This window comes from Bradyrhizobium ferriligni (assembly GCF_056837965.1).
Window position 1 is genome coordinate 33,750 of the sequence record NZ_JBXEJO010000075.1, and the last position, 14,738, is coordinate 48,487.

The window sequence follows — 14,738 nt, forward strand, 5'->3', positions numbered from 1 at the left end:
CTTTACTGAGCGAGCTGGTTTTTCATGGTCACCATCAAGGTCGATAACCTCATCAACTTCGTGTCCGAGGTGTTTTCCCATTCGGAGTCCTCCCTGGAAGAGGCGAAGCGCATCGCGACCTATCTGACGACCGCGAATCTTACGGGTCACGACAGCCACGGCGTGATCCGCGTGCCTGTTTATGTCAGGTGGAAGAAGATGGGCTCGATCGTGCCGAACCAGACCCCCGAGGTGGTGGTCGACACGCCGTCGCTCGTGGTGGTCGACGGCAAGTTCGGCTATGGCCAGACCGTCACGCCGGTTGCGGTCAGGCTCGGCATCGAGAAGTGCAAGAAGGCGGGGCTCGCCGCGGTCGCGCTGCGCAACTCCGGCCATCTCGGCCGCGTCGGCGACTGGGCCGAGATGGCCGCCGCCGAAGGCCTTGTTTCAATTCATTTCGTGACCGCGGCGGGCTCGCTGCTGGTCGCGCCTTACGGCGGCGTCGAGAAGCGCCTGTCCACGGCGCCGTATTGCGTCGGCATTCCGCGTCAGGGCCAGGATCCGATCGTGCTCGATTTTGCGACCTCCGTCGTCGCCGAGGGCAAGTGCCTGGTGGCAAGCCGCGGCGGCAAGAAGCTGCCGATCGGCGCGCTCGTCGATGCCGACGGCACGCTGAGCGAGGATCCGCACGTGCTGTATGGTCCGTACACGCCGGACGGACCGCGCGACCACACCAAGGGAACTGGCGCGATCCGCGCCTTCGGCGATCACAAGGGCTCGGGTCTCGCCTTCATCTGCGAACTGCTCGGCGGCGCGCTGACCGGCACCGGCGCGACGTCGTCGGACCGGCGCTTTGCCAACGGTATGATGGCGTTCTACATCGACCCCAAAGTGATCGACACCAGCAATTTCTTCGATGGCGAAATCACCCGCTACACTGATTTCATCCGCGCCACCAAGCCGATCGCGGGAACAGATTCCGTGCTGGTTCCGGGCGATCCCGAGCGGAAAACCCGTGCCGATCGCATCAGGAACGGCATCCCCTTGCCTGACGACACCTGGGCGGCGATAGTGAATACCGCGCGCGAAGTCGGCGTCAGCGAAGTTTCTATCCAGCGGGCGACCAGCTGAAAGCTCGTCCCCCAATAAACCGCAAAGGGAAACGCGATCAATGGCAAACAAGGTCAAACAAGTCTGGGCATCCGGCAAGGCGGTGGTGAACGCGTGGCTCGCGATTCCCTCCGGGTTTTCAGCCGAGGTGATCGCGCAGTGTGGCTTCGACAGCGTCACCGTCGACATGCAGCATGGTGTGCAGGATTATCAGTCGATGGTGCAATGCTTCCAGTCGATGCACGCCCATCCGGTCACTCCGATGGTCCGCGTGCCCTGGAATGAGCCCGGCATCATCGGCAAGGTGCTGGACGGCGGCGCCTATGGCGTGATCTGCCCGATGGTCAACACGCCGCAGGAAGCCAAGAACCTGGTCTCCTACGCAAAGTATCCGCCGAAGGGCGTACGCTCCAACGGCCCGATCCGCGCCGGCATGTACGGCTCGGCCGGTACCTATCAGCAGACCGCCAACGACGAGATCGTGCTGCTGCCGATGATGGAGACCAAGACCGCGGTCGAGAACATGGAAGCGATCCTCGATGTCGAAGGCATCGACGGCGTCTATATCGGCCCGTCCGATCTCGGCTTCTCCTACGGCCTGGTGCCGAAGCTTGATCGCGACGAGCCGGAGATCCTGAAGATCTACGAGAAGATCATCAAGGAGTGCGGCAAGCGCGGCCTCAATCCGGGCATCCATTGCTCAGGCGCCGACGGCGCGGTACGCGCGATCAACATGGGCTTCAAGCTCGTGACGCTGTCGAACGAGGTCGGCCTGATGCAGGTCTACGCCAAGATGCAGGTCAACGCGACCCGCGAGAAGTCCGGCGGCAAGGCGTAAGCTGATCCTCTCCCTCTTCCCGTTCTTCACGGGGTCGAGACCAGCGAAGCTGGCTCTTAGAGGGTTGGGGTGAGGGGCCTCTATCCGGCGAGCGCCATCGTTGTAAGTGACATCGTGCCTCGCCCCTCACCCGGATCGCTGACGCGATCCGACCTCTCCCCGTAAAGGACGGGGAGAGGTGAAGAAGACACCAAGGAGAACTCCCATGGCCTCGGCACAAGTGATCCGCCTGCACGCCGACGACAGCGTCCTGATCGCGCGCGCGAGCTTGCCGCCGGGGCTTGAGGTGACCGAGGGCGTCACGACGGTCGATCGCATTCCGGCCGGCCACAAGGTCGCGATCAAGCCGATCGGGCAAGGCGAGCCGATCCGGCGCTACGGCCAGATCATCGGCTTTGCTACCCAGGCGATCGCGCCCGGCCAGCACGTGCATACGCAGAACTGTGGCATGGGCGATTTCGCCAAGGACTATGCCTATGGCGTCGACGTCAAGCCGGTGCCGAACTTCGATCTGCCGGCGACGTTCGAAGGCATCCGCCGCGCTGACGGCCGCGTCGCGACCCGCAACTATATCGGCATCCTCACCTCGGTGAATTGTAGCGCCCATGTCGCCGGCATCGTGGCCGACATGTTCAAGAAGAATCCGTTCACCGGCGACAATCCACTCGCCGATTTCCCGAATGTCGACGGTGTCGTCGCGCTGACCCACAAGACCGGCTGCGGCATGACCCAGGACGAGCCCTTGGCGCTGCTCCGCCGTACGCTCGGCGGCTATGCGCGGCACGTCAATTTCTCCAACGTCATCGTGCTCGGCCTCGGCTGCGAGGTGAACCAGATCGGCGGCCTGATGCAGGAGCAGAAGCTCGCCGGCCGTCTGCGCGCGATGGACATCCAGGAGGTCGGCGGCACCCGCAAGACGGTGGAAGCCGGCGTTGCCTTCGTGAAGGAAGCGCTCGCCGATGCCAACAAGGTCAAGCGCGAGGCGGTGCCGGCGAGCGAGCTCACCGTGGCGCTGCAATGCGGCGGCTCGGATGGTTACTCCGGCGTATCCGCCAATCCGGCGCTCGGCGCGGCGAGCGATCTGCTGGTCCGTCACGGCGGCACCGTGATCCTCTCGGAGACGCCCGAGACCTATGGCGCGGAGCATCTTCTGACTCGCCGCGCCGTCAGCCGCGAGGTCGGCGAGAAGTTGGTTGGCCTGATGCGCTGGTGGGAGGAGTACACCCAGCGTGAGGGCGCCGAGATGAACGCCAATCCGAGCCCCGGCAACAAGGCCGGTGGCCTCACCACCATCCTGGAGAAGTCGCTGGGCGCGATGGCCAAGGCCGGCAGCACCAATCTCGTCGACGTCCTCAACTACGCCGAGCCCGTCACCAAGAAGGGTTTTGTGTTCATGGACACGCCCGGCTACGACCCGGTCGCCGCGACCGGGCAGGTCGCCGGCGGCGCCAACCTTGTCTGCTTCACCACCGGCCGCGGCAGCGTGTTCGGCTGCAAGCCCGCGCCGTCGATCAAGCTCGCCACCAACACGCCGATGTACAAGCGGATGGAAGACGACATGGACGTCAATTGCGGCACCATCCTCGACGGCGAGGAGAGCGTGCAGGAATGCGGCCAGCGCATCTTCGACCTCATCCTCAAGACCGCCTCGGGCCAGCCGACCAAGAGCGAGAGTTTTGACTTTGGCGGCGCCGAGTTCGCGCCGTGGGTGCTCGGCGCGACGATGTAGTATTGGGCTACGATCTAGCCTTACACTCCGCCGTCGTCCCTGCGTAAGCAGGAACCCATAACCACCGGCCGTAGTGATGTGCAAGGTGTCTGCCACCGTTTTTCATCGATAGATCACGCGGTATGGGTCCCTGCTTTCGCAGGGAGGACAAGGTGCACGTTGGCGAATGAAGCTTCCCGGACTACGCTACGTTCCATCCGGGCTACGGATTGGACGGAGGAAGCATGCGCGCGCGTCGGCTGGGAGTTGTTGGATGCCTCGTATTTCTCGCCGCCTTGAGCCTCGGCGCCCGTTCGGCCGACGCCGCAACCATCGTGGCGCTCGGCGCGAGCAATACCTATGGCAAGGGCGTGGCGCGCAACCAGGCCTATCCCGCGCAGCTCGAAGCGATCTTGCGGGCGAAGGGACTGAATGTCCGTGTCGTGAACGCCGGCATCAACGGCGACACCACGGAAGGGATGCTGCAACGCCTGGACCGCGCCGTCCCGAACGGGATCCGCGCGGTTATCTTGCAGCCAGGCGGCAATGATCGACGCAAGGGCAGCCCTGACCGGACTGCGGATATTCAAAGTCGCCTCAGCGCCCGTGGCATCGCGGTGATCATGCTCCCGAACGGGATGCTCGGCGGACTTCCCCATCAGCCCGATGGTGTGCATTTGACCCCCGAGGGCTATCACATGCTCGCCGAGCAGCTTGCTTCGCAGGTATCCGGCGCGGTCGGCCGCTAGCAATCGCGTAGCCCGGATGAAGCGCAGCGCAATCCGGGACTCTTACTGCGGATGAAGACCCCGGATTTCGCTTCGCTCCATCCGGGCTACGGATCACGCCCTTACCTTGGGCAACCGCTGCCCGTTGTTAGTGCTTGATGTCGACCGGAACCAGTGTTCTGCTCAAAAAAGCTGCTGGAGCCCTCGGTCCGTGTCGATATCCGTCGCACTGCATCACGTCACGCACTACAAATACGACCGGCCGATCGATCTCGGGCCTCAGACCATCCGGCTCCGGCCCGCGCCGCATACGCGCATGCCGATCACAAGCTATTCGCTCAAGGTCACGCCCGCCAATCACTTCGTGAACTGGCAGCAGGACCCGCAGGGCAACTGGCTGGCGCGCTACGTGTTTCCGGAGAAGACCACCGAGCTCAAGGTCGAGGTCGATTTCACCGCTGACATGACGGTGGTCAATCCGTTCGACTTCTTCGTCGAGCCCTACGCCAACAGCTTTCCATTCGAATATCCCGGCGATCTCAAGACCGAGCTCGCGTCCTATCTCGAGACCGATGAGCCCGGGCCATTGCTCGCGGCTTACCTGAAGGAGATTCCGCGCCAGGCCGACAGCACCGTCAATTTCCTGGTCGAGCTGAACGCGCAGCTGCAGAAGAAGATCGGCTACGTGATCCGCATGGAGGCCGGCATCCAGACGCCGGAGGAGACGCTGGCCGCGGGCTCCGGGTCCTGCCGCGACTCGGCGTGGCTCTTGATCCAGACGCTGCGCCACCTCGGGCTCGCCGCGCGTTTCGTCTCCGGCTATCTCATTCAGCTGCGGCCCGACATCGATCCGCTCGAAGGGCCGCGCGAGGTCGAGAGCGATTTCACCGACCTGCATGCCTGGGCCGAGGTCTACCTGCCGGGCGCGGGCTGGATCGGTTTCGACGTCACCTCCGGCATGCTGACCGGCGAGGGCCACATCCCGGTCTGCGCCACGCCGCACTATCGCTCGGCCGCGCCGGTGACCGGCACCGCGGGCGTTGCCAATGTCGAGTTCGGCTTCGAGATGAGCGTCAAGCGCATCGGCGAGGCGCCGCGCATCACCAAACCATTCTCCGATCAATCCTGGGCGCGGCTCGACCGGCTCGGCGAGCAGGTCGATGTCGATCTGAAGAAGGACGATGTGCGGCTGACCATGGGCGGCGAGCCGACCTTCGTTTCGGTCGACGATCTGGAATCGCCGGAGTGGAATGTCGCCGCCGTTGGTCCGACCAAGCGCGCGCTCGCCGATGAATTGATCCGCAAGCTGCGGACCCGGTTCGCGCCCGGCGGCCTGCTGCACTACGGCCAGGGCAAATGGTATCCCGGCGAGAGCCTGCCGCGCTGGGCGTTCGGTCTCTACTGGCGCAAGGACGGCAAGCCGATCTGGAAGAATGCCGAGCTGATCGCTGGCATCGAGAATTCGCGCAAGGCCGAGATCGCGGAAGCCAGACGTTTCGTCGAGGCGACCGCAGCGAGGCTCGGTCTTAGCGCCGACTATGCCATGCCCGCCTATGAAGATCCGGGTTTCTGGCTGCAGCGTGAGGCCGGCCTGCCGGCCAATGTAACCCCTGCGAATTCTAAACTGACCGATCCGGAAGAGCGCGCGCGCCTTGCGCGGGTGTTCGACGAAGGCCTGACCACGCCGAATGGCTACGTGCTGCCGATCCAACGCTGGAGCCCGCTTGGCGATCGCGTGCCGGCGCGCTGGCGCAGCGAGCGCTGGAAGATCCGGCGCAGCCATCTGTTCCTGTCGCCTGGCGACTCCCCGCTGGGCTTGCGGCTTCCGATCTCATCGCTCGAATATGTGCCGCCGGACGATTATCCCTACGTCGTCGAACGTGATCCGATGGCGTCGCGCGATGAGTTCTCCGAAGAGCTGCGGCAAGCCTTGAAAGAGATACCCGAGCCGCTGCCGGTGCGCACCGCGATGTCGATCGAGGTTCGCGACGGCGTGCTGTGCGCCTTCATGCCGCCGGTCGAGAAGGTCGAGGATTATCTCGACCTGATCGCAGCGATCGAAGCCGCCGCCGAGGAGCTGCAGCTGCAGGTGCACGTCGAGGGTTACGCGCCGCCGTTCGATCCTCGCATCGAAGTTATCAAGGTGACGCCGGACCCCGGCGTGATCGAGATCAACGTGCAGCCGGCGCAAAGCTGGCGCGAGGCCGTCGACATCACGCTTGGTCTCTATGAGGACTCCGCGAAGACGCGGTTAGGGGCCAACCGTTTCCTGATCGACGGCCGCCACACCGGCACCGGCGGCGGCAACCACATCGTGGTCGGCGGCAGCAAGCCGGAGGATTCACCGTTCCTGCGCCGGCCGGATCTCTTGAAGAGCCTCGTGCTGTACTGGCAGCGGCATCCGTCGCTGTCCTATCTTTTCTCCGGCATGTTCATCGGTCCGACGAGCCAGGCGCCGCGCATCGACGAGGCGCGGCATGACGGGCTCTATGAGCTCGAGATCGCACTGTCGCACGTGCCGCCGCCGGGCATGGATGCGCCGTTGTGGCTGGTCGATCGCCTGTTCCGGCACATCCTGGTCGACATCACCGGCAACACCCATCGCGCCGAGATCTGCATCGACAAGCTCTATTCGCCCGACGGCCCGACCGGCCGGCTCGGCCTCGTCGAATTCCGCGCGCTCGAGATGCCACCCGACCCGCGGATGTCGCTGGCGCAGCAGCTATTGATCCGCGCGCTGATCGCAAAGCTCTGGCGCGAGCCGCAGCAGGGCAAGTTCGTGCGCTGGGGCACCGCGCTGCATGACCGCTTCATGCTGCCGCATTTCCTCTGGGAGGATTTCCTCGGCGTGCTCGCCGAGCTCAAGCAATCCGGCTACGACGTCGAACCGGAATGGTACCAGGCGCAACTTGAGTTCCGCTTCCCCGTCTTCGGCCGCGTTCATCACGGCGGCGTCGGTCTCGAACTGCGGCAGGCGCTCGAACCCTGGCACGTGCTGGGCGAGGAGGGCACCTCCGGCGGCACCGTGCGCTACGTCGATTCGTCGGTCGAGCGGCTGCAGGTGAAGGCGACCGGATTCGTCGAGGGCCGCCACGTCATCACCTGCAACGGCAGGCGGATGCCGATGACCGAGACCGGCCGCGCCGGCGAGGCGGTCGCGGGCGTCCGCTTCAAGGCCTGGCAGCCGGCCTCCGGCCTGCATCCGACCATCCCCGTGCATGCGCCGCTGACGTTTGACCTGATCGACACCTGGAACGGCCGCTCGCTGGGCGGCTGCGTCTATCATGTCGCCCATCCCGGCGGCCGCAACTACGAGACCAAGCCGGTCAATTCCTACGAGGCCGAGGCGCGGCGGCTGGCGCGCTTCCAGGAGCACGGCCACACCCCCGGCAAGATCGAGACGCCGCCGGAGGAACGCACAATTGAGTTTCCCTTGACCCTCGACTTGCGGACGCCGCTCCTGCACTAATTGTGTCAAGGGGAAGTGGAATGACCGCATCGGGTGGCCAAGGCAATAGTCAAGGCGGCAGTCAGGAGAGCAGGGCCCGTCCCGGTCAGCGCCGGATGGCGCAGTGGACCCGCGACTATGTCCGGCTGCCCGGCATCCCCGACGAGTATATTGCCGACAACGGCGCGCCGCGGCCGGCCTGGGCGCGCTTCTTCGACGCCTTTGCCGCGCTGTCGCCGGCCGATATCGAGCGCCGCTTCGCCTCCGCCGACCGCCATCTGCATGAGGCCGGCGTCACCTATCGCGCGCCGGGCGACACTTCCGACCGGATCTGGCCGCTCAGCCATCTGCCGCTGATCATCGATGCGGCCGACTGGCGGCAGCTCGCCGCCGGTGTCGCGCAACGCGCGCAGCTTCTGGAGATGGTGCTGGCCGATCTCTACGGCGAAGGGCGGCTTGTTGCCGACGGCGCCATCCCCGCGGCGGCGATTGCCGGCAGCAGCGAGTATCTGCGCGCGGTCAGCGGCATCAAGCCGCCGGGGGGCCGCTATCTGCATCTCTACGCCGCCGACATCGGCCGAGGGCCCGACGGCCGCTGGTGGGTGCTCGGTGATCGCACGCAGGCGCCGTCGGGCGCGGGCTATGCGCTGGAAAACCGCCTGGTGCTGTCGCGCGCCTTTTCCAATCTCTACAAGTCGATGAATGTCGAGCGGGTCGCGCCGTTCTTCGAGGCGTTCCGCGATTCACTGCGCGCCAGCGCTGACCGCGACGAGCCGCGGATCGGCCTGCTGACACCCGGCGCGTTCAGCGAGACCTATTTCGAGCACGCCACGCTGGCGCGCTATCTCGGCTTCCTCTTGGTCGAGGGCGACGATCTCGCGGTCTCCGGCGACCGCATCCACATCCGCACCGTTGCCGGATTGAAGCGGCTCGACGTGCTGCTGCGCCGGGTCGATTCCAACATGCTCGATCCGCTCGAGCTTGACGCGTCCTCCTATCTCGGCGTGCCCGGGCTCGTCGAGGTGCTGCGCAAGGGCGGCGTCGTGGTCGCCAACACGCCGGGCTCCGGCGTGATGGAGGCGAGGGCACTGCTCGGCTTCCTGCCCAATCTCTGCCGACGCCTGCTCTCTGAAGACCTGATGATGCCGCACATCGCGACCTGGTGGTGCGGCCAGAAATCCGCGCGCGAGCATGTGCTGTCGCGGCTCGACGAGTTCGCGATCGAAGGCGCCTATGGCCGCGGCGTTGCGGATTTTCCCGGCAACGGACCGGTGCTGCCGGTCGAATTGTCGACCGCGGATCGCGACCGCCTGAAGGACGCGATCAGCCATCGCGGCATCGATTATGTCGGCCAGGAGTTGGTGCGGCTGTCGACCACGCCGGTATGGGAGAACGGCCGCATCGCGCCGCGTCCATTCGTGTTGCGGGTGTTCGCGGCGGCGACGCCGAACGGCTGGACGGTGCTGCCCGGCGGCTTCTGCCGGATTGCCGATCGGGCCGATGCGCGCGCGGTGTCGATGGGCGATGGCGCGGTGTCCGCCGACGTCTGGGTGGTCTCCGACAGGGCGGTTGCGACCTCGACCTTGCTGCCGGCGGGCGACACCGTCCGCATCCGCCGCATTGCGGGCGTGCTGCCGAGCCGTGCCGCCGACAATCTGTTCTGGCTCGGCCGCTATCTGGAGCGCGCCGAGGCCACCATCCGGCTGATCCGCGCGCTGTGCACGCCGCTGCGCGATCCCGCGCGCGCGAATTCGAACGGCGGGGCGCCGGCGATGCATTCGGCCGAGCGCATCCAGCGCATGCTGGTCGCCTGGGGCGCGGCCTCGCAGACCGCGCGCGCCAATCTCGCCAGGGTCGCGCTCGAAGCGCTGCAGAGCGAGGAGAAATTCGGCTCGGCGCTGTCGCTGGTGCGATCGGCGCAGCGCACGGCGACTTCGCTCCGCGAGCGGCTGTCGCCGGACGCCTGGCAGGTCATCACCGAGATGGCCGATCGGCTCGCCATCGAGGTTCATGACGATGACGGCGTCGTCAGCGCCGCGGAGCTGACCCTGCAGGAGCTCGCAAGCTTCGCCGGCCTTGCACAGGAAAACATGAACCGCGCCGCCGGCTGGCGTTTCCTCGAGATGGGCCGCCGCGCCGAGCGCGCCGTCAACACCACGCGCTTTGCCCGTCAGTTCGCCTATGACGAAGCCGGCGACGAGGATCTCGACGTTCTGCTCACGCTGGTCGACTGCCAGATCACTTATCGCTCGCGCTATCTGGTGCAGCCGCTGCTCGCACCGGTGCGCGATCTGGCGGTGCTCGATCCCTACAATCCGCGCTCGGTTGCATTCCAGGTCGCGGCGCTGAACGAGCACATCGCCGCACTACCGAGCCTGAAGGAGCATGGCCTGATCGAGCGGCCGCAGCGGCTAGCCGTCGCGGTCGAGGCAATGCTCACAACGGCTGAAGCCTCGAGCCTCGACGTCAAGACGCTGTTCGCGCTGGAGCAGGATCTGCTCAACCTCGCCGACGCGATCGGGCTGCATTACTTCCCGCACGGACCGAATGCCAGCCGGCCGGAGAAGCTCACGGGGCTGGCGTGATCTACGACATCCGTCACGTCACGACCTACAGCTATGAGACCCAGGTCAGCTTCGCGCGCTGCTCGCTGCGGCTGGAGCCGATCAGCGGCGACGGGCAGCAGCTGATCTCGCATTCGGTCGAGATCCGCCCGAGGCCCGCGGAACGCACCACAAGGCGCGACTTCTTCGGCACGCTCACGGAAAGCGTTTTGATCGAGACCGCGCATCGCAGTCTGCGCATCGATGCCCGCTCGCGGGTCTCCGTGGCGCGGCAGCCGCCGGCGCGCGGCGCCGCCAGTCCGCCCTGGGAGGACGTGCGTGACAACGCGTTCGAGGCGTTGAGCCTCGACGCGGCCTCGCCGGTCGGCTACGTTTTTGCCAGCGCGCTGGTGCCGGTGCTGCGGCCGGTGACGGCCTACGCCTCTGCGAGCTTTTTGCTCGGTGGCGGCATCCTTGCCTGTGCGTCCGACCTGATGCGCCGCATCCGCAACGACTTCAAATACGATCCCAAGGCGACCGTGATCTCGACACCGCTTCGCGACGTGTTCGAGAAGCGCCATGGCGTGTGCCAGGACTTTGCCCATGTGATGATCGCAGGGCTGCGCGGCCTCGGCCTGCCCGCGGCCTATGTCAGCGGCTATTTGCGCACCATTCCGCCGCCGGGCCAGCCGCGGCTGCAGGGCGCGGACGCCACCCATGCCTGGGTCTCGGTCTGGTGCGGCAGCGCGCTTGGCTGGGTCGGGTTCGACCCGACCAACGATCTGATGGTCGGGAGCGACCACATTATTCTCGCCATCGGCCGCGACTTTGCCGACGTCTCGCCGGTCGACGGCGTCATCGTCGGCGCGCGCAAGCAAAAGCTCGCCGTTGCGGTCGACGTGCTGCCGGTGGAGTGAGCCGGGACGGGCGCGCGGCGCGCTCGACCGCGCCAATACGATCGCGATCAGGCGACGTGCCGCTTGCCCGACTTGTCCCACCCGATCGGGCTGACGATGACGCGGTCGCGGCCTTCACGCTTGGCTTGATAGAGCGCGAGGTCTGCAGCCTTGAGCAGATCGCGCGACGTGCGCTCGTGGTCCGGGACGAGGCAGGACAATCCGATGCTGACGGTCGGCAACTCAGGCTCGGATTCCCGCGCAGCCGCCAGCTTGGCACGAATCCGTTCGGCAATTTCCAGGGCGCCCGTCTTGCCGATGCCCGGCAGCAACACCGAAAACTCCTCGCCGCCATAGCGGGCGCCGAGATCGGTTGCACGCTTGGCGCTGCTTGCGATGCACCGTCCCACGGTGGTGAGCACTGCGTCGCCGGCCTGATGCCCGTAGGTGTCGTTGTAGATCTTGAAATGATCGACGTCGATCATCAGAAGCGAGACCGGCGCCTTTGCGCGCATGCCACGGCGCCATTCGACGTCGAGGGTATCGTCGAGGCGGCGGCGGTTGGCTAGGCCTGTCAGTGCATCCGTGTTCGCGAGGTGCGCGAGCCGGTCTTCCGCGGCGGCCCGCCGTTTGAGAGCGGCCACCAGGTAGAACATCAGGACGATCGAGAAGCCGCAGAGCGCTGCAACCACGCTGCCGATCAGCCAGAGCTGTTGCCACCAGTCGGCATAGATGCCGTCGAGCGCGAGACCCTCGGCGATGAGCAGGCGATTGTGTCCGACCGCCTGGAAAACATAGAGCCGGCTGACATGATCGACGATCGATTTCGTGATGTAGGAGCCGGATTGTCGTGCCGGAAACTGCTTGAAGACCAGAGAGTCCTTGATGCTCTGCCCGATCTTGCTGATGTCGAACGGTGCGCGCATCAGTATGACGCCATCGCTGTTGAACAGCGCCATGCTGTCTCCGAAGCCGAAGTTCAGCTTGCGAAACAGATTGTGGAAATAGCTGAGCCGCATGCTGCCCGCGACCACGCCGGCAAAGGAGCCGTCGTCATTGTTGATGCGGCGGCTGAGGCTGATCAGATATTCGCCATCAGAAGTAATCCACGGAGCACTGATGAACAGTCCGCTGTCCGCTCGCGTCTGATGCGCCCGGAAGAAGTCTCGATCGGCGAAATTTGCGGCCCGCGGTGTCAACGTCCTGGAATCGAGCGTGACGTCCCCCGCCGCATTCAGCACGAGGATCGAGCCGAGATCCTTGGCTGTGGCGGCGCGGTCGAACAGTACGACCTGGCGAAGCTCCGGGCTGATCTTGCCGAGCTCCGGCAGCTTGACGCCGTCGGCGACCGCCTGGAGCGAGAGGTCGTAGAGGTCGATGTTGCGGTCGATCTCGCTGGCGATGGAGGCGACGAGGTTGGTCGCGCCTTCCTTCGCATGCCGATAGTCCTTGCCCGCCATCTCCCAGAGAATGGATGCGCAGATCGCCGAAAAGCAGAGAACGAGGCCGATCCCGAGCGCAAGGAGCCGTTTGGTCGGCACCGCCTTCGGCCTTGGCAAAAGCCCGTTCATTGCTCGCTTCCACTTTCCCGCGCAGTGACGCTTTCTATGGAGGCATCAAATTGAGAAATGCGACCTGAAGCGGACGCAATTTGCGTCCGTGCGTTGGGAGAGTCTTAACCATCCAGATTGCCGGGGCCCTGTCGTAGGGCCTCGCAACATCGCGGGATCGGCTCAGGTTCCGGTCCGCTGCAGGCCGTCGGCCGCGTCGCTGCGCAGGTTGCGGAAGAACTGCTCGACTTCGCGCGACAGCGTCTCGGCTGTTGCGGTCAGATCGTTCGAGGCCGCGAGCACCGATTCCGCCGCCTTGCTGGTCTGGTCCATATCGTCGCGGAGCGAGCCGACATTGGTAACCAGGGTCTCGTTGCCCTGGGCGGCCATCTGTGCGTTGGCGGAGATTTCGCGCGTGGCCGCGTCCTGCTGGCCGATCGCGCTCGCGATGTTCGCGGTGACGTTGCTGATCTCGCGTACCGCCTGGCCGATCTCGCGCACGGCGGCCACCGAGTTGCGGGTCGAGGCCTGGATCAGGCCCACATTCTCGCTGATCTCGGCGGTTGCCTTCGCGGTCTGGCCGGCGAGCGCCTTGACCTCGTGCGCGACGACGGCGAAGCCACGGCCGGCATCGCCGGCGCGGGCGGCTTCGATGGTGGCGTTGAGGGCGAGCAGGTTGGTCTGCTCGGCGATCGCCTGGATCAGGCTCAGCACCCCGTCGATGCGCTGGGTGGTGGCGGCAAGGCCCTCGATCTCGGTGATCGAGCGGTCGGTGCGTACACCGGCCTGATCGACGGCGCCGGACGACTGCTTGACCTGGCGGCCGATCTCCTCGACCGAGGCGGAGAGTTCTTCGGCTGCGCCCGCCACCGCGGAGACGTTGCTCGAGGCCTGTTCGGTGGCGCCTGCCGCAGCCACCGCGCGGCCGCTGGCGTCCGACGCGACGGTTGCGATGGTCTGCGCGGTTTGGCGCATCGTCGCAGCGTTGTCGTGTACCGCGCGGAGCACCTCGCCGATCGTGCCACGGAACGCTTCGACGAAGGTCTCGATATGCCGGCCGCGCGCGTCGCGCGCCTCGGACTCCTGTACGACCTGCGCGTTCAGGCTGCGATTGCGGTCCATCGCGTCCTGGAAGACCTTGATGGCGCGTGCCAGTGCGCCGATCTCGTCGCTGCGCCCGACATGCGGTACTTCGACCTGGTCGGTGCCCTCGGCGACGCGCTTGATCGTCGTGGTGATCTGCGACAGCGGCCGAGCCACCGAGCGGGCGATGATCAGCACGCCGAGTACCACCACAATCAAGGCCGCGGCGCCGAGGCCGGTCAGCACCAGTGCCATCGTGCGGTTGGTGTCGGTCTCCCGCGCCAGCTTCTTGCTGCGCTCGGCATAGACCTTGGAGAGCGCCTCGAGATCCTTGTTCAGCGCGGTGCGCACGTCGCGATTGGCGTCGTTGTCGCCCCACTCCCGCCCGGCTGCGGCGCCGATCTCGATGCCGCGGCGTACCAGCTCTTTGCGGAAATCGATGAACTGCTCGATGCGCTTCTTGAACACCGCGAACTGGGCGGCGTCGTCGGCCTGCACCAGCGTTTCCCAGTTCTTGACCACGCCGAGAATGCGTTCGTTGAACGCCAGTAGCCCGTCCCCGTATTTCTTCACCGCTACCGGATCGGTCGACATGTAGATGCCGCGGGATTCCATCACCACGGCGTAGACCAGTGAATTGACCCGCTCGACATTGAGTGCGGCTCGGCTTGCGAGGTCGACGGCCTCGGTCAGCTCGGCATTGCGCCGCGCATTGTATTCGGACAGGAAGGTGATGGCCGCGGTCAGCGCCGCAATCAGCGCAAACGTCGAGTACAGCCTGGCAGCAAGCGAGAATCGGGATGCCATTGGAGGCCGGGACATGGAGATGGGGAATGTGACGGGGGCGGGCATTGC

9 protein-coding genes are annotated in these 14,738 nt (G+C 65.7%); 7 read left to right on the forward strand and 2 right to left on the reverse strand.

Features of this window, described 5'->3' with window-relative positions:
* The first annotated feature begins 24 nt into the window (after nt 1–24).
* The 7 genes from AC1VNY_RS34040 to AC1VNY_RS34070 all read left to right on the forward strand — a co-directional run bounded on the left by AC1VNY_RS34040 (nt 25) and on the right by AC1VNY_RS34070 (nt 11,271).
* The gene (locus tag AC1VNY_RS34040; RefSeq protein WP_482408457.1) at nt 25–1,110 is read left to right on the forward strand and encodes a malate/lactate/ureidoglycolate dehydrogenase; all 1,086 of its coding nucleotides are present in this window, start codon (nt 25–27) and stop codon (nt 1,108–1,110) included.
* 40 nt (nt 1,111–1,150) lie between these two features.
* The gene (locus tag AC1VNY_RS34045) at nt 1,151–1,927 is read left to right on the forward strand and encodes an HpcH/HpaI aldolase family protein (RefSeq protein ID WP_028338709.1); all 777 of its coding nucleotides are present in this window, start codon (nt 1,151–1,153) and stop codon (nt 1,925–1,927) included.
* A gap of 205 nt (nt 1,928–2,132) precedes the next feature.
* Nucleotides 2,133–3,656 (forward strand): UxaA family hydrolase, encoded by a 1,524-nt coding sequence (locus tag AC1VNY_RS34050; protein WP_482408458.1) that lies wholly within the window; start codon nt 2,133–2,135, stop codon nt 3,654–3,656.
* A 224-nt stretch (nt 3,657–3,880) separates the two neighbouring features.
* Nucleotides 3,881–4,384 carry a GDSL-type esterase/lipase family protein gene (locus AC1VNY_RS34055; RefSeq protein ID WP_482408459.1) on the forward strand — a complete coding sequence of 168 codons (504 nt, stop codon included), beginning with the start codon at nt 3,881–3,883 and terminating at the stop codon, nt 4,382–4,384.
* A 190-nt stretch (nt 4,385–4,574) separates the two neighbouring features.
* A complete protein-coding gene (locus tag AC1VNY_RS34060; protein WP_482408460.1) occupies nt 4,575–7,832 on the forward strand; it encodes a transglutaminase family protein in 3,258 nt (1,085 codons plus the stop codon).
* A 20-nt stretch (nt 7,833–7,852) separates the two neighbouring features.
* Nucleotides 7,853–10,396: a circularly permuted type 2 ATP-grasp protein gene (locus tag AC1VNY_RS34065; protein ID WP_482408461.1), complete on the forward strand. Its 2,544-nt coding sequence runs from the start codon at nt 7,853–7,855 to the stop codon at nt 10,394–10,396.
* On the forward strand, nt 10,393–11,271 hold the full coding sequence (locus AC1VNY_RS34070; protein WP_482408462.1) for a transglutaminase family protein: 879 nt from the start codon (nt 10,393–10,395) through the stop codon (nt 11,269–11,271). The genes AC1VNY_RS34065 and AC1VNY_RS34070 overlap by 4 nt, the downstream gene beginning before the upstream one ends.
* Nucleotides 11,272–11,318: 47 nt before the next feature.
* On the opposite strand, the gene AC1VNY_RS34075 is transcribed toward AC1VNY_RS34070, so the two are convergent.
* On the reverse strand, nt 11,319–12,821 hold the full coding sequence (locus tag AC1VNY_RS34075; protein WP_482408463.1) for a sensor domain-containing diguanylate cyclase: 1,503 nt from the start codon (nt 12,819–12,821) through the stop codon (nt 11,319–11,321).
* Between the two features lie 162 nt (nt 12,822–12,983).
* The gene (locus AC1VNY_RS34080; protein ID WP_482408465.1) at nt 12,984–14,690 is read right to left on the reverse strand and encodes a methyl-accepting chemotaxis protein; all 1,707 of its coding nucleotides are present in this window, start codon (nt 14,688–14,690) and stop codon (nt 12,984–12,986) included.
* Between the last annotated feature and the right edge of the window lie 48 nt (nt 14,691–14,738).

What these genes read in the sequence shown, in the direction of transcription:
- AC1VNY_RS34040 (WP_482408457.1), top strand. Translation starts at nt 25, where the DNA reads ATGGTCACCATCAAGGTCGATAACCTCATCAACTTCGTGTCCGAGGTG.
- AC1VNY_RS34045 (WP_028338709.1), top strand. Translation starts at nt 1,151, where the DNA reads ATGGCAAACAAGGTCAAACAAGTCTGGGCATCCGGCAAGGCGGTGGTG.
- AC1VNY_RS34050 (WP_482408458.1), top strand. Translation starts at nt 2,133, where the DNA reads ATGGCCTCGGCACAAGTGATCCGCCTGCACGCCGACGACAGCGTCCTG.
- AC1VNY_RS34055 (WP_482408459.1), top strand. Translation starts at nt 3,881, where the DNA reads ATGCGCGCGCGTCGGCTGGGAGTTGTTGGATGCCTCGTATTTCTCGCC.
- AC1VNY_RS34065 (WP_482408461.1), top strand. Translation starts at nt 7,853, where the DNA reads ATGACCGCATCGGGTGGCCAAGGCAATAGTCAAGGCGGCAGTCAGGAG.
- AC1VNY_RS34075 (WP_482408463.1), bottom strand. Translation starts at nt 12,821, where the DNA reads ATGAACGGGCTTTTGCCAAGGCCGAAGGCGGTGCCGACCAAACGGCTC.
- AC1VNY_RS34080 (WP_482408465.1), bottom strand. Translation starts at nt 14,690, where the DNA reads ATGGCATCCCGATTCTCGCTTGCTGCCAGGCTGTACTCGACGTTTGCG.